This window comes from Kosakonia sp. LAM2021, from assembly GCF_016620385.1.
Classification (GTDB): domain Bacteria; phylum Pseudomonadota; class Gammaproteobacteria; order Enterobacterales; family Enterobacteriaceae; genus Kosakonia; species Kosakonia sacchari.
This window is the reverse complement of sequence record NZ_JAENHT010000001.1, coordinates 78344-96839: the sequence shown is the minus strand read 5'-3', so window position 1 is coordinate 96839 and position 18496 is coordinate 78344. Positions and strand designations below refer to the sequence as shown.

Sequence of the window (18496 nt, the reverse complement as noted above, 5' to 3'; positions counted from 1 at the left end):
CTAAAAGAGTGTGCATTAATGACGCTGTCGCCCGTAGATCGGGTATTCCTAAAGGAACCATTGTGAGTCAGGCAACCAGTATGCGAAAACGACATCGATTTGACAGTCGCATGACCCGTATCGTACTTCTTATCAGCTTTATCTTTTTCTTCGGCCGCTTCGTCTATTCCTCTATTGGCGCCTGGTATCACCATCAGGATAAAAGCCAGTCGCAACAAATCAGCCAGACTATCGACCCCACCGCGCAACGCTAGTTTTACCCGATTTTGCTTACACGTCTTACCGCGTGGGTTTGCGCTCGTCTGCGCAAAGGTATGCGCCCCCTTGCACAAACGCGTTACTTATCTGTCGAGGTTTAACCAGCGCTCTTCCAGCCGCGCCAGCGCCGTGTAGGCCTCGCCAAGACCAACCGCCAGTTTGAACCCTTCCGGCCAGTCGCCGGTGGCGGAGATGCCTTCGCTTTCAAGCCGACGAACAAACCGCAAACGCCCGTAATCCGACACGCATTCAGAAAGAATTATAGCGATTTGCGTACGTTTAATGGCTAAGCCAAAGGTGAATTTGCGCAGCATCCGCACGTCTTTAATCCCGCCGCGCACAGATTGAATAAAGGTGAACGCCACGTATGCCGCCAACAGCGCGAGCAGCAATGAGAATGTGGCTTTAAATACCGGCTCCGCCATCGGGTATTGGGAGACATAATGAATAGCGCTAAAAATAAGCGCGACGCCCAACACAGACGTGGCGAGAATCGACAGCGCGGCCAGCCACTTTTTCGGGTTAAGCAAATCATTAATTTTGCTGCGTACAAACCGGCAGATAGCCACCCAATCGAGCAACATTAAACTCAACACCACATTCACGGCCGCCAGCCAGCCGTTATAAATGGCATGCCCGCTGAAGAGGTAAAACGGTATCGCCGCCAGCGCCAGCGCCGGGGATAACAGCCCGACCACACTGATCACCGACAGAATGACGAAACACATCACCCGAAATAACACGATGGTGCCGGATAAAAAACCCTTATCAACAAATGGCACCGTCGCGCGAGGCGCAGGATTATCGCCGCCCACTTTTCTCGCCTTCTCTTTTTGTGCCGTACGCCCCGCTTTGGCGAACAGTAAGATCGGTGCGGAAACAGCCGCCGCATAGCTCGCGCTAAAAAAGGTGATAAACGGCAACATAATGATGAGTAACACCGTGCTGGTGAGCGCCGCTTTCATGCTCCACAGGCGCATCTTCGCAACGCGGTAAACGCCACTTAACGCATCGGATAACGACAGGCTCAGCAGGATATTTTTGCGCCCGCGCCAGAAATTGGTTTCCGAAATATTCAGCACGTATTTCTTCATCCCCTCTTCCAGTTCGGGATCCATTTTCGGCAAATGGCGACAGGCGCGAAAAGCAGTCTCCTGCAACCAGCCATCCTCACCAGCAATCGCGGCGGCCAGCACCGGCGCTGCGCGCGACTCTGAAAGCAGCCCGGTGGCTTCCAGGCAAATTTTTGCCAGCAGGATGTTATCGCCCGCTTTTACGTGCTGCATCACAAAAGCAGAAAGCGCTTCTTCGAACGGTTGCAACACCTCACGGCGGGAGCCAAATGCGTCAATCAAAAAGCGCAGACAGTGGATGGCGCGAATGCGCTGGCTGGCATCCGTGAAATAGCGTTGGATCTCATCCCAGCAAAGATTGGCCAGCCGTTGAGCCTCGGTTTCGCTACACAACTGTGCATACAACACCAGCGCGTCACGGCCGCGAGAATCGGTAGGAATGTGCGAATCGGGCACTTCTGCGGGCTGCTGCAAAAAACGGTTGGTGACGAAATATTCCAGAAAACGGCGATGAACAAAGGCGAACGATTTGTCATTGCCGGGGGTCACCCTGGCAATTCGGGCAAAACTGAGCAGATCCAGTACCGCGTCCACATTTGCTGAATTGAAATAACTGCGGATCACTTTCACTGGCGCTTCAAGGCCAAACTTCGAGGAACGAAAGACAAACCACGCGATATCCGTTGAAATCGCGATCACTTCACGCGAGGAGATCCCCGCATCGCTGAGTTCCTGCTCGCAAAGTTTCATGCGGCTATCAATGTAGCTCTTATAAAGTTCAGCCTGATTAACCGGCAGCGTTTGGTTAACCGCAATCCACTCGCCAAGCAGCGCCATCATGAAGGGATTGCGTACTAAGGGAATCAAATCCGGGCGGTGGCTGAACAAGGTGTTTCTTACCTGCTCCGTGAATTGCGGATAGTGGCTAAGCGCCTCGGAAATGCCCGCTTCTGACAGTGGGCGGATCTCCAGCACTTTGTCCGCCAGAAATGCGCGCGTCGGCTGGCGGAACACGCGTGAGGCTAAAACACCGCGTGACGCCGGGTGTGAAGTCATAAAGCGCGAGATAACGCTGGAGAGTGAATTAATCACATCTGAGTTTTCACTGGCATCCAGCAGCTCTGAAATTTCATCAAATGAATCAAAGATAAAAAACAGGCGACCAGAGCTACAAAGGGAATCAAAGTATTGATTAACAAAATTTCGGGTATACGCGTCACCACGACGAATGAGGCTTTTAATGACAAACTCTTCCAGATCCTTCACGGAAAACTCAGTACGCCCGGCCACCACAGTGCTTGCTGGCACCCATTCACGCAGGTTGATGTAGACCGGCACGCGGTGCGTCTTATTGACTTCGGCCAGCATATCTTTAGCCAGCTTGCGCAGCGCGACGCTTTTACCGGAACCAGGCGCTCCCAGAATCAAAAATGAGCGCGAGGTTCGGTCTTTGCGGATCGCATCCTGCAACCCGATGATCTTCTTACGTGAAGCGACGCCTTTCACCTGGCGGATCTCGACCTCGGCTTCCAGTTCGGTGTAGTGTTCCGGGCTCCAGTTAGTGTCCTGATCGATCGTCATCAAATCGCGCTCAAGCACATTGCAAAATACCTTCAGTTTGCGCGGTAACTCTTTGTCAGCGATATCTTTTTTTAATGGCGGAAGCTCGCCTGCGACGCTTCTGTCGCGCAAGCAAAAAAAGACAATCCCGACAATGATCACAATGGCAGCCAGCAACTGATCTGAGGCCTGACTAATAGGCTGGAGACGCTTCAACCAGTCCGGCGCATTTTGCAGCACCGGCAATGACCAGAGTGTCGGCAGGAGCGAATTCAGCGTGCTGGAAACACTGGAGAATGCTCCAAATGCCAGAACCAGCACCAGCGTGCGGATTTTGTTCGCACCATAACCGGCAGGCATCAGCAATGGCCGCGTGAAATAGAGCATCAGGCAGATAAACACGCCAACTGAGGCCGCATTAAACCACGAGGAATACAGCCCGGTTCCCACCACGAAGCACAACGCCAACGCAAGGAGGAGTAAAACGAATTTTTGGCTACCCGACATGTGAGTCCCTTCTTTATTCTTGTGACGCCTTTTGCAATGAAACAGCACTATAACGCCTCCGGTACCGCAAACCGGAAGCAAACTACCTGATTTGGTGGGGGTTGTCTGAGGGAAAAGCCCGATGCGCTTTAGCGTGCAATAGGCGCCACTCTTTCAAAGTGCATACGGTGCTTTAATCCGCTGCAGCGCGACGGGCGAGGATCTCTTTCACAGAGTGCTCAATCCCAATGCGATGTTCCCGATTGATGCGGGCAATAAAGGCCTGCAGGAAATCGTTCGTTGAGTGGAGCGTATCCGCAAGCAGTTTATCGAAATCGCGTTGCGTGAAACGGGCATTTCCCTTTAGCGTGGAATGCTGAAGTAGCGTGTGCGCAATGATTTCGAGTGCGGCGCGTCGGTAATCATCAGCCAGCAGGACATCCAGATCGCTTCGGCGAATAATAAAGCTAAAATCAAAACTGACAAACCCGGAATCGACCGGCAGCGAGTATGTCAATTGATCGCCTTCCTGCCAGACCTGCGGCTCATAGCCATCTCCCATTAACTTTACTGACTGCATAGCGCTCCCGGTTCTGCACAGTGGATTTTTTCGGTTACCTTAACGTTGCGAAGAACATAGCGTAAAGCCATCACTAATGGCAGTAGTCCTCATGGCGAATGTAAGCGATCCTGTGAGCAGCCAGAGTAAATAAGCAGGGGGAAAAAAATGAATCCAGATAGCAGCGAACTGCCGCCCTTAACGTGGCCAGAATTTACCGATGAGACAGCACGGCTGGCCTGGTGGCGCGCCTGCGTACAGGCCTGGCGCGAACAGTGGAATAACCCGGCGCCAGTTGCGCCGGTTAACCCCAAAGAGATTGAAGCGCTTGAACAACGCCTGGGCTGCGCGCTTCCGCCGCTGCTGCGTCGCTACCATGAAACTCTCGGCGCACTCGAACTGGCCGAAAGGTTGTGCAGCGTCACGCCCGCGATATACGCCAGCATTGAACCGCTGGTAGATGCTTATCCCGGCATTCATGACATTCTCAAAGGTGCGCCAGACGCGGCGTCGCAATGGGCGCAGGTTAATCAGTTGGTCGCCTTTGGCGACTATCTGGGCAACGGCAATTTATGGTGCTTTCATCGGGAAACCGGCGAAGTCTGGTATTTCGATCACGACAGCTCGCCGATGCTGACGCAGATTTTCACCGACGTGGGCCAATACCTTGACGTGCTGATGTTCAAATGCCTGCTGGAAGCCCACGGCGAGGAGGATAACGAGGAGTTGCTGCGCGAGCGCCTGGGTGATGACGTGGTGGAAAAGTGGATGTACTGAACAGCGCTATATTGGGACAACTGCAACGATGTGGCCACACCCGTGCTTTTCATGAGCACTTCTACACTGTTGAGAAATACGTTGAATAGCGGGTAACCGGGTAGCGACGAACCATTAAAGAATCACCAACAAGGCAGGCATCAACCTGCCTTGTTTATGTTTTGGCAAAACGTTAGCTCAGTTTAAAAACGGCTACCGTCTCTTCCAGCAATTGAGACTGCTCTTTAAGCGAAAGCGCCGCTGCAGATGCTTCTTCGACTAACGCGGCGTTCTGCTGCGTTACCGTGTCCATCTGCGCAACAGCCTGGTTTATCTGCTCTATGCCGCGGCTCTGCTCACCGGTCGAGAGCGCAATTTCCGCCATCAGCTCAGAAACCTGCTTAACGGTGCTGATAATGCGCTGCATGCTTTCGCCTGCCTGCGACACCCTTTCGCTACCCAGAAGCACCTGCCGGCCGGATTCCTCAATAAGCTCTTTGATCTCTTTCGCCGCGAGTGACGAACGCTGCGCCAGATTACGGACTTCACTTGCCACAACCGCAAACCCGCGCCCCTGCTCGCCGGCTCGTGCCGCTTCAACCGCTGCGTTGAGTGCCAGGATGTTGGTCTGGAAAGCAATGTCCTCGATTAAGGAGATGATGGTGTCTATTTTGCCGGAGCTGGATTCGATCTCTTTCATCGACATCACCGCCTTTTCAACAATCGTATTCCCTTCCTGCGCGGAGCTGCGCATCGCTGTCGCAAGGGTATTTGCCTGTTGTGTGTTTTCGGAGGTGTGCTTAACCGTTGAAGTTAGCTGTTCCATGCTGGCAGCGGTCTGCCCAAGAGAAGCCGCTTGCTCTTCGGTACGGGCCGAGAGATCGGTATTACCGGCAGCGATTTCTTCTGCCGCGTGAGCCACGCTCTGACTGGAATTACGCACCTGGGCAATGATTTCCAGCAGGGCAAGACGCATTTGCTCCAGCGAACCGAGCATGTCGCCAATCTCATCTTTAGAACCGTAAACAACAGGAGTGTGCAACTCGCCTGCCGCCATTTTCTGGCAATGTAAGCGGGCGGCATCCAGCGGCGACAGAACGCGACGACGCAGCAGGATAAAGATAGCGACAATGATCAAGGTAAACAGTAAGGCGAAAACACCAATGGTCACCATGCTATTCACGAAGCGATTCTGCGCGTCGTTGTTAAGGCGCTGGGCGTATTTTTCGCGAAAGGCCAGCAGGTTATCGAGTGTGATCTCAAACTGACGATCAAGCTGCGGAACAGTGGTGCTGACGAGCTGGTTGAAACGCGCCGTGTCGTTGTTGCTCGCGGCGTCCATCAACGGACGCAGGCCTTGATCAACATATGTTTGCCAGGCCTGACTGTAAGGCGCGGAAAGCGCCTCTTCGCCCTCGACGGGTGGCGCAGCCTTGTAGTTGTTGAACGCATCGGTGGCTTTTTGCATCACCGCTTTCGCGCTCTCAAGCGACGCATCCGCTTTCTGTTTGTCGCCCAGGGAGGCGTTAATCATGGCTTCCATCAGACGCACACGCAGTGTGCGGCTATGGTTAATCGGGTCAATAACCGACAGCACGACCCTGATCTCTTTGTTCACGTTATCCAGCGACTGGTTGCTGTGAGTAAGTGACCAAAGGTTAGAAGCCGAGCTGATGAGAAAAATACCAAGTAACAGACTAAAAACGAGAAATGAAAAACGCCTAACTGACATATTTATTACCCTGGGTTGAGGTGATTTCATGAATTTCTGCCCCCTTTGAAAGGAGCATACCGAAGACAACTTATCGGCAATCTGGCGTTAAAATTTAATTTAAATCACATTACATATTTGAATCAAAGAGTTAGAAAAAAGGTACTTGAGCGAAAAAATATGCTTAGTATTCACCAATCTATTCAAACTAACGTTTCAAATATGCCGTTTCATGGAATAGCTATTCATCCTGGCGATGAACCGAATTTGTTCAAAAAACGCACATTCATAGCATCAAACGGAAGGCAGAAAATGGAATTTACATACAGAGGTGAAATATAAGAGGCTAATAATTAAAAAGCAGGGAATTCGATACGGGAGAGGCTTTTTTCACCTCAACAAGAGATAAAGGGATTAAAAATGTTAAATTAAGAAAGAAAATCAATATCGAAAAAACATACTCAATTCAAACAATGCAGGAAATTAAATTCAAAATTTAATTCCTGGCTTAATACCACATAATATCGGCTGGGTTAATTTCGTCAAGCCAGCAAATACCGCGGAAATGATCAGACATACTGAGCAGACGGTAATAGCCCTGAAACAGGCCATTACCGTTTTCATGCTTCAGCGTTTATGCGCCCTTCTCTTCGCAAACACGTTCTTCGGAATTACATATCTGATAACGCGACGGCCAGATTGCCTCTGGCCTGGTTTCCAGCGCTTCGGCAATTAACCGCTCCCCTTTCGGCCAGTGCCGGGTTAAGGCATTGGCGAGCGTGGATGAAGCCAGTCCTGATTCGCGGGAAAGCGCCGCCAACGAGGTTCCTTTTTTCTTTAAACACGCAATGATATCCGCCGGATGCCAGTCGTGGTGTTCCATTGTAATGCTCCTTTTCATGTTGACTATGAGTCACACAATAGCACAAGTCTTTAGAATTGTGACTAATAGTCCGTGGACTTATAGTCAGCAAAAAACAATGCTGTACGCATGAAAAATTCTGAAAATATCAAAGTCCTGTTAGGACAACGTGTCAGAACATTGCGTACGCAAGCGGGGCTTTCTCAGGAAGGCTTTGCGGAGAAGTGCGGCCTTGATCGCACCTATATCAGCGGCATCGAACGCGGCATCCGGAATCCGACCTTAGAAATTCTCTATATTCTTGCGACAGCCCTCCACACTGAACTCACCACGCTGTTCACATTTGATGAATCTGACTGATCGGCGCACTTGATAATCGGATCACCCACACAGCTAATTATGTGACTCATCGTCCGTGGTCTGATAAGCAACGAAGTACGATGCTGTCGGACATGAAAAATACAAAAGATATTACAGTCCGTTTTGGACAACGCGTAAAAACCCTTCGTTTAGAACGCGGGCTTTCTCAGGAAGCTTTCGCCGACAAATGTGGGTTGGATCGCACTTATATTAGTGGGATTGAACGAGGGGTAAGGAATCCAACGCTGGAAGTTATTGCGGTTATTGCGGATGGGTTGGGCGTGAGGTTAGATAATCTATTTGAATTTTAAAAAACTGCCTTTTGAAAAAATAAATTAAACCATACTGTTCTGAAATTATAATAAAGCGCGATACCAGCTTAGTTTTAATAGATAGACAATCATTAGCAAAGGCTATCTGTCTGGAGTGATATTATCATTTAAAAAAACCAGCAGCCGTAAGGCTTGCTGGTTTTTTTAGAGCACAACTGCTTAATCAGCAGGAGCCAACTATTATTCCCACTCAATCGTAGCTGGCGGTTTACCGCTGATGTCATACACCACGCGGGAAATACCGTTCACTTCGTTGATGATGCGGTTAGAGACGCGGCCGAGGAAATCGTACGGCAGATGCGCCCAGTGTGCGGTCATAAAGTCGATGGTTTCTACTGCACGCAGCGAGACAACCCAGTCGTATTTGCGACCGTCGCCCATCACGCCCACGGAACGAACCGGCAGGAACACGGTGAACGCCTGGCTCACTTTGTTGTAGAGATCGGCTTTATGCAGCTCTTCGATAAAGATCGCATCGGCGCGGCGCAGCAGGTCGCAATACTCTTTCTTCACTTCGCCCAGCACGCGAACACCGAGACCCGGGCCCGGGAACGGATGGCGGTACAGCATGTCGTACGGCAGACCCAGTTCCAGACCAATTTTACGCACTTCATCTTTGAACAGCTCACGCAGCGGTTCAACCAGCCCCATCTTCATCTCTTTCGGCAGGCCACCCACGTTGTGGTGAGATTTGATAACGTGCGCTTTACCGGTTGCCGAAGCAGCGGATTCGATCACGTCCGGGTAGATGGTGCCCTGCGCCAGCCATTTCACGTCTTCCAGCTTCAGTGCTTCTTCGTCGAACACTTCCACGAACACACGGCCGATGATTTTACGTTTTGCTTCCGGATCGTTCTCACCGGCCAGTGCAGCCAGGAAACGCGCTTCCCCTTCAACGTGAACAATGTTCAGACCGAAGTGGTCGCCAAACATGTCCATCACCTGCTGGGCTTCATTCAGACGCAGCAGACCGTTATCAACGAATACACAGGTCAGGTTTTTGCCGATAGCGCGGTGCAGCAGCATCGCGGTCACAGAAGAATCCACGCCGCCGGAGAGGCCGAGGATCACTTTATCGTCGCCAACCTGCTGGCGGATGCGCTCAACGGCGTCATCGATGATTTTTGCCGGCGTCCACAGCGCTTCACATTCGCAGATATCGCGCACGAAGCGTTCCAGCATACGCAGGCCCTGGCGGGTGTGGGTTACTTCCGGGTGGAACTGCACGCCGTAGAAGCGTTTTTCTTCGTTCGCCATGATGGCGAACGGGCAGCTTTCGGTACTGGCAACGGTAACGAAGTCAGACGGGATCGCCGTCACTTTGTCGCCGTGGCTCATCCATACGTCCAGCAGCACTTTGCCTTCTGCGGTCAGCGAATCTTCAATGCCGCGAACCAGCGCGCTGTCGGTCTGTACTTCAACCTGCGCGTAGCCGAATTCACGCTCGTTAGAACCTTCAACGTGGCCGCCGAGCTGCATCGCCATGGTCTGCATGCCGTAGCAGACGCCAAGCACCGGCACGCCAGCTTCGAACACATATTGCGGCGCGCGCGGGCTGTTGTCTTCGGTGGTGCTTTCCGGGCCGCCGGAAAGGATGATGCCGCTTGGATTGAAGTCGCGGATCTGCGCTTCGGTGACATCCCACGCCCACAGTTCGCAGTAAACTCCCAGTTCACGCACGCGGCGCGCAACCAGTTGGGTGTACTGAGAACCAAAATCGAGGATAAGAATACGATGTTTATGAATGTTGTCCGTCATTGACGTTACTTCCGAGGCAAGTTACGAAAGCGCCCGGTGAGAGCACCGGGCGCGAAAATCATTAAGAACCCATGCGGTAGTTCGGGGATTCCTTGGTGATGGTCACGTCGTGAACGTGGCTTTCCTGAATGCCCGCGCCGCTAATGCGCACGAATTCCGCTTTGGTGCGCAGGTCGTCGATAGTACCACAGCCGGTCAGCCCCATACAGGAGCGCAGGCCGCCCATCTGCTGGTGAATGATCTCTTTCAGGCGGCCTTTATAAGCCACGCGGCCTTCGATACCTTCCGGCACCAGTTTGTCGGCAGCGTTATCGCTCTGGAAGTAGCGGTCAGAAGAGCCTTTGGACATCGCGCCCAGCGAGCCCATGCCACGGTAGGATTTATAAGAACGGCCCTGGTAGAGTTCGATTTCGCCCGGGGATTCTTCAGTACCGGCAAGCATTGAGCCTACCATCACGGCGGCAGCACCTGCGGCGATCGCTTTGGCGATGTCGCCAGAGAAACGGATACCGCCGTCAGCGATAACCGGAATGCCGGTGCCTTCCAGCGCTTCAACCGCGTCGGAAACAGCGGTGATCTGCGGAACGCCCACACCAGTCACGATACGCGTCGTACAGATGGAGCCAGGGCCGATACCGACTTTCACCGCGCTGACGCCCGCTTCAGCCAGTGCGCGAGCACCTGCGCCAGTCGCTACGTTACCGCCGATGATTTGCAGATCCGGGTATTTGGCACGGGTTTCGCGAATGCGCTGCAACACGCCTTCGGAGTGGCCGTGGGAGGAGTCAATCAGCAGCACGTCAACGCCTGCGGCAACCAGCGCGTCAACGCGCTCTTCGTTGCCCGCGCCGGCACCAACCGCTGCACCAACGCGCAGTTGACCCTGCTCATCTTTACAGGCGTTCGGTTTACGTTCTGCTTTCTGGAAATCTTTCACGGTGATCATGCCGCGCAGGTGGAAGCTTTCGTCAACAACCAACGCTTTCTCAACGCGTTTTTCGTGCATTTTAGCAAACACAACTTCACGGGATTCACCTTCACGCACGGTAACCAGACGCTCTTTCGGCGTCATGTACACGCTAACAGGCTGGCTCAGATCGGTGACGAAACGCACGTCACGACCGGTGATGATGCCAACCAGTTCATTGTCGTTGTTCACCACCGGGTAACCGGCAAAGCCGTTACGTTCGGTCAGCTCTTTCACTTCGCGCAGGGTGGTGGTCGGCAGAACGGTTTGCGGGTCTTTAACCACGCCGGATTCATGTTTCTTCACGCGGCGAACTTCTTCTGCCTGGCGCTCAATCGACATGTTTTTGTGAATAAAGCCAATGCCGCCTTCCTGTGCCAGGGCAATTGCCAGGCGCGCTTCCGTCACGGTATCCATCGCCGCAGAGAGCATAGGAATGTTCAGGCGAATGGTTTTAGTGAGCTGCGTGCTCAAGTCGGCAGTATTCGGCAGAACGGTGGAATGAGCGGGAACGAGGAGGACGTCGTCAAACGTCAGTGCTTCTTTAGCGATACGTAGCATGGGCAATATCTCTGACCTGGGGGGTTAAATATTGCCGTGGCATTATACAGAGCGTAACCGATTGCATCCACACTTTTTTAAGAAAAATACTTGCCATCCCCTCGTTTCGGGTTACTATCGAACGAATAACTTGCTGATTTAGAATTTGATCTGGCTCACATGTCGTCGTTCCAATCCCCCTCAATTTTTACGGTTAGCCGCCTTAATCAGTCGGTGCGCTTACTGCTGGAACGCGAACTCGGCCAGGTGTGGATCAGCGGGGAAATCTCCAACTTTACCCAGCCCGCTTCCGGTCACTGGTACTTCACCTTAAAAGACGATACCGCTCAGGTGCGCTGCGCGATGTTCCGCAACAGCAACCGCCGCGTCACGTTTCGCCCGCAGCACGGCCAGCAAGTGCTGGTGCGTGCCAATATCACGCTGTATGAACCGCGCGGCGAATACCAGATTATTGTCGAGAGCATGCAACCGGCCGGTGAAGGCCTGCTGCAACAAAAATATGAGCAACTTAAAGCTAAGCTTGCGGCCGAAGGGCTGTTCGACCAGCAATTCAAAAAACCACTGCCCTCCCCCGCCCATTGCGTTGGTGTCATCACCTCGAAAACCGGTGCCGCGCTGCACGATATTCTGCATGTGCTGAAACGCCGCGATCCGTCGCTGCCGGTAGTAATTTACCCAACTGCGGTACAGGGAGAAGATGCGCCCGCGCAGATTGTGCGCGCCATTGAGCTGGCTAACGCCCGCGAAGAGTGCGACGTATTGATTGTCGGTCGCGGCGGCGGTTCGCTGGAAGATTTGTGGAGTTTTAACGACGAACGTGTAGCGCGGGCAATTTTTGCCAGCCGCATTCCGGTGGTCAGCGCCGTTGGGCATGAAACCGATGTGACCATTGCCGATTTTGTTGCCGACCTGCGCGCGCCAACGCCCTCTGCTGCGGCGGAAATTGTCAGCCGTAACCAGCTGGAGCTGCTGCGCCAGGTTCAGGCGATGCAACAGCGTTTAGAAATGTCGATGGATTACTATCTGGCAGGCCGTAGTCGCCGTTTTGCCCAGGTCCACCATCGTCTGCAACAACAGCATCCGCAACTGCGTCTGGCGCGCCAGCAAACTGTGCTGGAACGCCTGCAACAGCGCATGCACAACGCGCTGGATAATCAGTTAAAACGCACGTCCGCGCGCCAGCAGCGCGTATTGCAACGCCTGAATCAACAAAACCCGCAGCCGCGTATTCACCGGGCGCAAAGCCGTATTCAGCAACTGGAATATCGTCTGAGCCAGAATATTCGTGACCGCTTAAGCAGCACGCGTGAACGCTTCGGTTCGGCCATCACGCATCTGGAAGCCGTTAGCCCGCTGGCGACACTGGCGCGCGGTTATAGCGTAACCACCGCGACCGACGGCAAAGTGTTGAAACAGACCAAACAGGTAAAAGCGGGTGACAAACTGACCACGCGGCTGAATGACGGCTGGGTGGAGAGCGAAGTCAGCGCCGTCACGCCCGTGAAAAAGCGCGCCAACGTAAATCCTCTTAATTAGCGCGCTCAATAAATCAGACGAACCTATACTTTTTGTTGTTCTTTTTTGTTTTATCAAGGAGATCAACATGAATGCACGTCATCCGTACAGTGTTATCCCGCCTTATATCCTGCGCCGCATTATCGACAATGGTTCTGAACTTCAGCAACGCTGCGCCCGCCAGACCTTAACGCATGTACAAACGTTGATGGCGCACAGCCACGGCAAAGTCGATGCGCCGCTGGTCACTTCGCCAGGCGAGCTGGTACGCGATATCTATGACGCCCAGCAAAAAGAGACGTTGCCCGGCGAGCAAGTGCGCTATGAAGGCCAGCCACCGACGGGCGATGTCGCCGTCACCGAAGCGTACGACTACCTGGGAGTCACCCACGATTTCTTCTGGCAGATTTATCAGCGCAACTCGCTGGATAACCAGGGGCTCATTCTCAGCGGCACCGTGCATTACGGTAAGGATTACCAGAACGCTTTCTGGAATGGCCAACAAATGGTGTTTGGCGACGGTGATGGAGAGATCTTCAACCGTTTTACCATTGCCATTGACGTGGTGGCGCATGAACTGAGTCACGGCGTCACAGAAACGGAAGCCGGGCTGATCTACTTTGAACAAGCTGGCGCGTTAAATGAGTCATTATCCGATGTGTTCGGTTCGCTGGTAAAACAGTATCACCAGCAACAGACGGCGGATCAGGCGGACTGGATCATTGGTGAAGGCTTGCTGGCGAAAGGCATTCATGGCAAGGGGCTGCGTTCGATGTCGAAGCCGGGAACGGCTTATGACGATCCGTTACTGGGTAAAGATCCGCAACCTGCGCATATGAAAGATTTTATTAAAACGCGTGAGGATAACGGCGGTGTACACCTGAATTCCGGCATTCCTAACCGGGCATTTTACCTGGCGGCAACCGCTATAGGCGGCTATGCATGGGAAAAAGCCGGATACGCCTGGTATGACACCGTGTGTGATAAGTCACTGGCGCAAAATGCCGACTTCGCGACCTTCGCCAAATTCACCATCAAACATGGCGAAAAACGGTCCGGCAAGAAAATCGCCGCTGCTATCGAACAGGCGTGGAAAGATGTCGGAGTTTTATGATGAACGAACCCGAATTAACCGACGATGCGGTAGTGGAGCTAGCCCGTGAAGGCGGGCTGGCTTACATTCCCAAACTGAGCGGCGCGCGTAAAATTGTCATCGCCCAGCTCAGTGCGGAGCAGCGCCAGCGGCTGGTGGATATATTGCACCAGACGCTCCCGCTTGCAGAGCCGCCAGGCCAGCCGGACTCACCGGGCCGCGGCGATCAGCGTTTCTACCGTTTGCAAATAACCTGGACCACCCAGCAAACGGATGTGCTGCTGCTTATCCCGGAAAGCAAAGCGCCACCGTCGTTTGTCGAACTGTGGCGCGAAGGGGAAGACTGTATTTGCAAACCTTAGAGCAACGTATATTCGACGCGTTTTTTCGAAATCAGCCCGTGGCCGTGCTGGCAGAAAAAATCCACCGCGCCACAGGCTTTTAATACTTCCAGAGGCTGGTGGCACTCCGGGCAATTTGCTTGTACTTCAATGTCTTTGCCGCAACCGTCGCAGTGAGCCTGTGTTCCCACGATTTGCAGCGGGTTATGGCAAGTCGGGCAGGTAAGTTCCATAAGGCGCTCCTTAATTTTTCACGGCGTTTATCATACACCGCTGGCAACAAAAAACCCGCCTGCAAACGGGTTAAGTGCCGCGTCAGGTTTGGTTTGCTATTCGCCCACCATCACGAAGCGGGAGCTCTCGAATGCCTGATAAATCCGCTGAGAAGGAAATGCCGGGAATGTCGCCCGTTGCGCTGCGGTTTTCAACGCTGCGCAGTAAGCTTTATTCCCTTCTCTGGTCTCGATATTGTTCAGTTTGCCATCATAGGCAAATTCCAGATGTAAGCGGCATTTTTTCCCTTTCCAGACAGAACGATCGGTAAGCCGGGATTCGATAGCGTTTTTTATCGCGCGGGCCTGTTTCCCGTACGCATCCTGGTCGGTAAAGCGCCCGGAGTCGCAACTGCCAAGCGCAGTGGTTTTATGACAATCGGAGGGGTGAAGCGGTGTGCAACCTGTCATTACACTGCCCAGCAGTATTAACAGTAAAACCTTCTTCATTTCATATCCCTTTTGAAATTATTTATTGAAGCCAGTTATTAACCCTTTGTTTTTATAGCTATAAAGAGTGTACTGCTATCGACAGGCTGAAACAGCGCCTGAATTTTGTAGGTGAGCCAATTCTGGCAAACAAAAAACCCGCCAGGCGGCGGGTTTGAAGCAAGTGATTACTTACTTTTTTTGATGTGTTTAATCAGGCGCTTACGTTTACGCATCTGGTTCGGGGTCAGGGTGTTACGTTTTTCAGCAAACGGGTTTTCCCCTTCTTTGAACTGAATACGGATTGGCGTACCCATCACATCCAGCGATTTGCGGAAATAGTTCATCAAATAGCGTTTGTAAGAATCCGGCAAATCTTTTACCTGGTTGCCGTGGATCACCACAATCGGCGGGTTATAACCGCCGGCGTGGGCATATTTCAGCTTCACGCGACGACCACGCACCAGCGGCGGCTGATGATCTTCCGCCGCCATGTTCATAATACGGGTCAGCAGCGCGGTGCTCACGCGGCGGGTGGAGCTGTCATAAGCTTCGCGAACGGATTCAAACAGGTTGCCAACACCGCTGCCGTGCAGCGCAGAAATAAAGTGCACGCGGGCGAAATCAATAAAGCCCAGGCGGTAATCCAGCGTCTCTTTCACCTGCTCTTTCACTTCCTGGCTCAGACCGTCCCATTTATTGACGACGATAACCAGCGAGCGGCCGCTGTTAAGAATAAAGCCGAGCAGCGATAAATCCTGATCGGAGATACCTTCACGGGCATCAATGACCAGCAGCACAACGTTAGCATCTTCAATCGCTTGCAGCGTTTTGATAACCGAGAACTTTTCTACTACATCGGTGATTTTGCCGCGTTTACGCACACCAGCGGTGTCGATAAGTACGTACTCACGCTCATCGCGCTGCATCGGAATGTAGATGCTGTCGCGCGTGGTGCCCGGCATGTCGTACACCACCACGCGGTCTTCACCAAGAATGCGGTTAGTGAGTGTGGACTTACCGACGTTGGGACGCCCGACAATAGCCAGTTTGATTGGCAGATCCTGCGGGTTGAAATCGTCTTCCGGCTCTTCTTTTTTCTCGCCGTTTTCGTTGGCTTCGAACTGCGCCCAGTATTCCGCCTCTTCGTCCACAACTTCCGGCGGGTTCAGCTCATCCATCCACGGCATCAGCACGTGCTCCAGCAAGCTGGTAACACCGCGCCCGTGGGAAGCGGCGATAGCGTGAATTTCACCAAGGCCCAGCGAGTAAAAATCTGCTGTTGCCTGATCCGGATCCAGACCGTCGGTTTTGTTCGCCACCAGGAAGGTCGGTTTTTCGCGTGAACGCAGATGCTTGGCAATGGCCGAATCGGCAGGCATCAGCCCCGCGCGCGCATCGACCATAAACAGCACGACATCGGCTTCTTCAATCGCCAGCAGCGACTGTTCCGCCATACGCGTTTCCACGCCGTCTTCGGTGCCATCGATACCACCGGTATCGATGCAGATAAATTCGCGGCCTTCAACTTCAGCACGACCGTACTTACGGTCACGAGTCAGACCCGGGAAATCCGCCACCAGCGCATCACGGGTGCGTGTTAAACGGTTAAATAGCGTGGATTTTCCAACGTTAGGGCGCCCGACAAGCGCGACCACAGGTACCATGTTTAAAGCCTCATTACAGAAAATTCATTAGCAAAACGTCGCGGGTTGCGCGCCGTTTTAAAAACAGGAAAACGGCTCCTGCAACAGGAGCCGTCTTCAGGAACGACAAACCCGACGCGCTTAGCGCGAAAGGGCGTACACTGTGCCGTCTTTCGCCTGGATCAGCAGTTTGCCACCGGCAACGACCGGCTCGGTCAGGAAACCGGAGCTGTCGACTTTCTGCTGCGCGACAAAGCGCCCGTCTTCGACGTTAATCCAGTGCACGTAGCCTTCGCTATCGCCTGTCACAATGTAACCATTATACAACGCCGGAGCGGTAAGGTTACGGTGCAGCAGGTCACTTTGCGTCCACAGGGTCACGCCGCCGTCGGTAGTCAGCGCCAGAACACGATCGCTCTGGTCGATCATATAGATGCGGTTACCATCAACCACGAAATCGCTCACTGAACCCAGCTCGCGTTTCCACATAATCTGGCCGCTACGCAGATCCAGCGCCGTCATGTTGCCATTATAGGCCAGCGCGTATACCACGTTACCAACAACAACCGGCGTGGTGTCGACATCGCTCAGACGATCGATCTCTGTCGGGCCGTTAGCCTGGGAGATGCGCTGCTGCCAAATCATCTGGCCCTGCTGCATCAATACCGCGCTTACGCGACCATTATCGCCGCCGACAATGGCAGCGCCAAAGGCGGAAGTCGGAGCAGATTCACCGCGCAGAGAAAGCGCAGGCATATCGAGGTTGACGGTCCATTTGGATGCACCATCGCTTTCGTTCAGCGCCTGCAACTGACCGTTGCTGGTGTGGATCAGCACTAAACCGTCGCTCACTACCGGGCGAGAAAGCGCTTCACCAGCGACTTTCGTCTTCCACGCCTGCGAACCATCGCTGGTATTCAACGCATAAACCTGCGCTTTTTCGCTGCCCACATAAACATGGCCACCGGAAACGGTCACACCGCCGGAAAGCAGTGCAGCGCGTGTAGAGAACCAGCCATCTTTTTCAGCCAGGTTAACCGACCAAATTTCATGCCCATCTTCAATGCTAACCGCTTTCACCACACCGTGACGATCGGCGGCATAAACCACGCCATCAGCAAACGCCGGATGCAGGTTAGAGTAGAAGTCACCAATACCGTTACCCACGGAGGTGCTCCATGACGTGGTCGGGGTGAACTGGTTTTCAACCACCGGCAACGGGGACATTTTGACAACGTCTTCTTCGCTGTTAAACAGGGAACAGCCGCTCAAAAGCGTGACGGAAAGCAGCCCTGGCAGAAGTAATTTACGCAATTGCATCGGGTCCCTCTTAGATGGACAAATTATTGATTTTCATCTGCATCATTTCACTCAGCGCAGGAGAAGCATTGTTTTTAATGCCGTTTTCCCATGCGGTGCGCGCACCTTGTTTATCGCCTTTGCTCAGCAGTGCTTCACCACGCAGATCGGCAACAATCGCTGACCAGCTTTCCGCTTTGACAGCATCCAGCGTTTTCAGCGCAGCGTCTTGTTGCTTTTGCTGTACCTGAATGCGCGCCAGGCGCACATTGATTATCGACTTGAGATTTTCATCATTCGTCGCAGCCAGCCCTTGCTGCAGCTGAGCGGCGGCTTTATCCAGCTCGTTCTTCTCAACGTATTGCTGCGCCAGTTCCAGCGACGCCAGCGCGCCGTAGGTATTTTTGTTGTCAGCAGCGAATTTTTCCGCCGCTGTGAACGACTCTGGTTTGCCCGCCGAAAGCGCGACCACCGCGTTTTCATACGCCTGTGAAGAGGCTCTCGCCGTGTCCGCCTGATGGCCGTTCCAGTAGCGCCAGCCAACCAGCGCACCAATACCCAAAACGACGCCAACGGCCAGCGCTTTACCATTCTCGGCAAAGAAGCGCTTAATCGCGTCTACCTGGTCGTTTTCGTTTTCGTAAATTTCCACGCAGTC

General features: G+C 53.1%; 18 protein-coding genes. 7 read left to right on the top strand and 11 right to left on the bottom strand.

All coding sequences use genetic code 11. The features are described from left to right. Positions 1-62 precede the first annotated feature (62 nt). A complete protein-coding gene (locus tag JKP81_RS00435) occupies positions 63-254 on the top strand; it encodes a YfgG family protein (protein ID WP_071908227.1) in 192 nt (63 codons plus the stop codon). An 87-nt stretch (positions 255-341) separates the two neighbouring features. Here the strand turns inward: JKP81_RS00435 and JKP81_RS00430 are convergent, their stop codons facing one another. Further along, the gene (locus JKP81_RS00430) at positions 342-3398 is read right to left on the bottom strand and encodes an NACHT domain-containing NTPase (RefSeq protein ID WP_200550189.1); all 3057 of its coding nucleotides are present in this window, start codon (positions 3396-3398) and stop codon (positions 342-344) included. 172 nt (positions 3399-3570) lie between these two features. Further along, positions 3571-3957: a hypothetical protein gene (locus JKP81_RS00425; protein ID WP_200550188.1), complete on the bottom strand. Its 387-nt coding sequence runs from the start codon at positions 3955-3957 to the stop codon at positions 3571-3573. Positions 3958-4104: 147 nt separating this feature from the next. On the opposite strand from JKP81_RS00425, the gene JKP81_RS00420 reads away from it, so the two are divergent. After that, positions 4105-4713: an SMI1/KNR4 family protein gene (locus JKP81_RS00420; protein ID WP_200550187.1), complete on the top strand. Its 609-nt coding sequence runs from the start codon at positions 4105-4107 to the stop codon at positions 4711-4713. 172 nt (positions 4714-4885) lie between these two features. Here the strand turns inward: JKP81_RS00420 and JKP81_RS00415 are convergent, their stop codons facing one another. Then, the gene (locus JKP81_RS00415) at positions 4886-6424 is read right to left on the bottom strand and encodes a methyl-accepting chemotaxis protein (RefSeq protein ID WP_200550186.1); all 1539 of its coding nucleotides are present in this window, start codon (positions 6422-6424) and stop codon (positions 4886-4888) included. A 613-nt stretch (positions 6425-7037) separates the two neighbouring features. Then, positions 7038-7286 carry a helix-turn-helix transcriptional regulator gene (locus JKP81_RS00410; protein ID WP_200550185.1) on the bottom strand — a complete coding sequence of 83 codons (249 nt, stop codon included), beginning with the start codon at positions 7284-7286 and terminating at the stop codon, positions 7038-7040. 108 nt (positions 7287-7394) lie between these two features. Here JKP81_RS00410 and JKP81_RS00405 point away from each other — a divergent pair, with 108 nt between their 5' ends. Both JKP81_RS00405 and JKP81_RS00400 read left to right on the top strand, forming a co-directional pair. Further along, positions 7395-7625, top strand: a complete 231-nt coding sequence (locus JKP81_RS00405; protein ID WP_200550184.1) for a helix-turn-helix domain-containing protein — start codon at positions 7395-7397, stop codon at positions 7623-7625. 92 nt (positions 7626-7717) lie between these two features. Beyond that, positions 7718-7936: a helix-turn-helix domain-containing protein gene (locus JKP81_RS00400; RefSeq protein WP_200550183.1), complete on the top strand. Its 219-nt coding sequence runs from the start codon at positions 7718-7720 to the stop codon at positions 7934-7936. Positions 7937-8137: 201 nt separating this feature from the next. Here JKP81_RS00400 and guaA read toward each other — a convergent pair whose 3' ends face one another. Together guaA and guaB are read right to left on the bottom strand one after the other, a co-directional pair. Continuing rightward, on the bottom strand, positions 8138-9715 hold the full coding sequence (guaA, locus tag JKP81_RS00395) for a glutamine-hydrolyzing GMP synthase (protein ID WP_017458981.1): 1578 nt from the start codon (positions 9713-9715) through the stop codon (positions 8138-8140). Between the two features lie 61 nt (positions 9716-9776). Further along, positions 9777-11243, bottom strand: coding sequence for an IMP dehydrogenase (gene guaB, locus JKP81_RS00390; protein WP_200550182.1), 1467 nt, complete (start codon positions 11241-11243; stop codon positions 9777-9779). Between the two features lie 159 nt (positions 11244-11402). Between guaB and xseA the strand changes: the two genes are divergently transcribed. From xseA to JKP81_RS00375, 3 genes are all read left to right on the top strand, one after another. Continuing rightward, positions 11403-12779 (top strand): exodeoxyribonuclease VII large subunit, encoded by a 1377-nt coding sequence (gene xseA / locus JKP81_RS00385; protein WP_200550181.1) that lies wholly within the window; start codon positions 11403-11405, stop codon positions 12777-12779. Positions 12780-12846: 67 nt separating this feature from the next. Continuing rightward, entirely contained in the window at positions 12847-13872 is a 1026-nt protein-coding gene (locus JKP81_RS00380; RefSeq protein WP_200550180.1) for a M4 family metallopeptidase, read from the top strand. After that, positions 13872-14213 carry a protealysin inhibitor emfourin gene (locus tag JKP81_RS00375; protein WP_200551041.1) on the top strand — a complete coding sequence of 114 codons (342 nt, stop codon included), beginning with the start codon at positions 13872-13874 and terminating at the stop codon, positions 14211-14213. Before JKP81_RS00380 ends, JKP81_RS00375 begins: the two co-directional genes overlap by 1 nt. Here the strand turns inward: JKP81_RS00375 and JKP81_RS00370 are convergent. The 5 genes from JKP81_RS00370 to JKP81_RS00350 form a co-directional block, all read right to left on the bottom strand. Then, on the bottom strand, positions 14210-14425 hold the full coding sequence (locus tag JKP81_RS00370; RefSeq protein WP_200550179.1) for a zinc ribbon domain-containing protein: 216 nt from the start codon (positions 14423-14425) through the stop codon (positions 14210-14212). The two genes, JKP81_RS00375 and JKP81_RS00370, sit on opposite strands and share 4 nt — an antisense overlap. 96 nt (positions 14426-14521) lie before the next feature. Further along, positions 14522-14914, bottom strand: coding sequence for a cell envelope integrity TolA C-terminal domain-containing protein (locus JKP81_RS00365; protein ID WP_200550178.1), 393 nt, complete (start codon positions 14912-14914; stop codon positions 14522-14524). 167 nt (positions 14915-15081) lie between these two features. Beyond that, positions 15082-16560, bottom strand: coding sequence for a ribosome biogenesis GTPase Der (gene der / locus JKP81_RS00360; RefSeq protein WP_200550177.1), 1479 nt, complete (start codon positions 16558-16560; stop codon positions 15082-15084). 120 nt (positions 16561-16680) lie between these two features. Further along, on the bottom strand, positions 16681-17859 hold the full coding sequence (bamB, locus tag JKP81_RS00355; RefSeq protein ID WP_200550176.1) for an outer membrane protein assembly factor BamB: 1179 nt from the start codon (positions 17857-17859) through the stop codon (positions 16681-16683). A gap of 10 nt (positions 17860-17869) precedes the next feature. Next, on the bottom strand, positions 17870-18490 hold the full coding sequence (locus JKP81_RS00350) for a YfgM family protein (protein WP_200550175.1): 621 nt from the start codon (positions 18488-18490) through the stop codon (positions 17870-17872). Positions 18491-18496: the final 6 nt, after the last annotated feature.

Coding starts and splice junctions, on each gene's coding strand:
- JKP81_RS00430 (WP_200550189.1), bottom strand. CDS start 3,398: ATGTCGGGTAGCCAAAAATTCGTTTTACTCCTCCTTGCGTTGGCGTTG.
- JKP81_RS00425 (WP_200550188.1), bottom strand. CDS start 3,957: ATGCAGTCAGTAAAGTTAATGGGAGATGGCTATGAGCCGCAGGTCTGG.
- JKP81_RS00420 (WP_200550187.1), top strand. CDS start 4,105: ATGAATCCAGATAGCAGCGAACTGCCGCCCTTAACGTGGCCAGAATTT.
- JKP81_RS00415 (WP_200550186.1), bottom strand. CDS start 6,424: ATGTCAGTTAGGCGTTTTTCATTTCTCGTTTTTAGTCTGTTACTTGGT.
- JKP81_RS00410 (WP_200550185.1), bottom strand. CDS start 7,286: ATGGAACACCACGACTGGCATCCGGCGGATATCATTGCGTGTTTAAAG.
- JKP81_RS00405 (WP_200550184.1), top strand. CDS start 7,395: ATGAAAAATTCTGAAAATATCAAAGTCCTGTTAGGACAACGTGTCAGA.
- JKP81_RS00400 (WP_200550183.1), top strand. CDS start 7,718: ATGAAAAATACAAAAGATATTACAGTCCGTTTTGGACAACGCGTAAAA.
- guaA (WP_017458981.1), bottom strand. CDS start 9,715: ATGACGGACAACATTCATAAACATCGTATTCTTATCCTCGATTTTGGT.
- guaB (WP_200550182.1), bottom strand. CDS start 11,243: ATGCTACGTATCGCTAAAGAAGCACTGACGTTTGACGACGTCCTCCTC.
- xseA (WP_200550181.1), top strand. CDS start 11,403: ATGTCGTCGTTCCAATCCCCCTCAATTTTTACGGTTAGCCGCCTTAAT.
- JKP81_RS00380 (WP_200550180.1), top strand. CDS start 12,847: ATGAATGCACGTCATCCGTACAGTGTTATCCCGCCTTATATCCTGCGC.
- JKP81_RS00375 (WP_200551041.1), top strand. CDS start 13,872: ATGAACGAACCCGAATTAACCGACGATGCGGTAGTGGAGCTAGCCCGT.
- JKP81_RS00370 (WP_200550179.1), bottom strand. CDS start 14,425: ATGGAACTTACCTGCCCGACTTGCCATAACCCGCTGCAAATCGTGGGA.
- JKP81_RS00365 (WP_200550178.1), bottom strand. CDS start 14,914: ATGAAGAAGGTTTTACTGTTAATACTGCTGGGCAGTGTAATGACAGGT.
- der (WP_200550177.1), bottom strand. CDS start 16,560: ATGGTACCTGTGGTCGCGCTTGTCGGGCGCCCTAACGTTGGAAAATCC.
- bamB (WP_200550176.1), bottom strand. CDS start 17,859: ATGCAATTGCGTAAATTACTTCTGCCAGGGCTGCTTTCCGTCACGCTT.